Genomic DNA, 596 nt, shown 5'->3' with positions numbered 1-596 from the left:
GTTGCGGCCGCGCCCACATAGCCAATCACAATCTCGATGAAATTGATGGGGGCTGAAAGTAACTCATAAATCGTACCCAAGAATTTGGGGAAGTAGATGCCAAAGGACGCGTTCGAGATTGATAGCATCACTACGGACAACATGATCAGACCCGGCACAATGAAGGCCCCGTAGGATACGCCTTCGATCTCTTGAATGCGACTGCCGATGGCAGTGCCAAACACCACGAAATAAAGCGAGGTCGACAGGACCGGAGACAAAAAACTCTGCGCCAGTGTGCGAAAGAATCGGGCCATTTCAAACCGGTAGATGGCAGTAATAGCGGACCAGTTCATGCGGGTTCTCCGGACACGAGGTTGACGAAAATCTCTTCAAGGCTCGATTGCCGCGTCTGCACATCACGCAGCACTAAACCGGCCTGTGCAACATCATTGAGAAGAGTGGTGATGCCCGTGCGCTCGGCATTGGTGTCGTAAGTATAGATCAGCGCATCGCCTGCACCGTTGAGCGTCAGTTGATGATCGGACAGAACGTCGGGAACGGATAAAATGGGCTCGGTCAACATGACCTCAATCTGCTTTTTGCCCATCTGCGCC

General features: G+C 52.5%; 1 protein-coding gene and 1 pseudogene. Both read right to left on the bottom strand.

The features are described from left to right. On the bottom strand, positions 1–335 hold a 335-nt coding region (locus ACR0EL_RS22545), incomplete at its 3' end, for an ABC transporter permease (RefSeq protein ID WP_480502362.1). After that, positions 332–596, bottom strand: a pseudogene (locus ACR0EL_RS22540) (multidrug ABC transporter ATP-binding protein); the annotation flags it as partial. The gene ACR0EL_RS22545 and the pseudogene ACR0EL_RS22540, both read right to left, overlap by 4 nt.

The organism is Ruegeria sp. AH12, assembly GCF_056541465.1.
The sequence above is the reverse complement of the archived record's forward strand: the minus strand, read 5'-3'. Positions and strand labels throughout refer to the sequence as shown.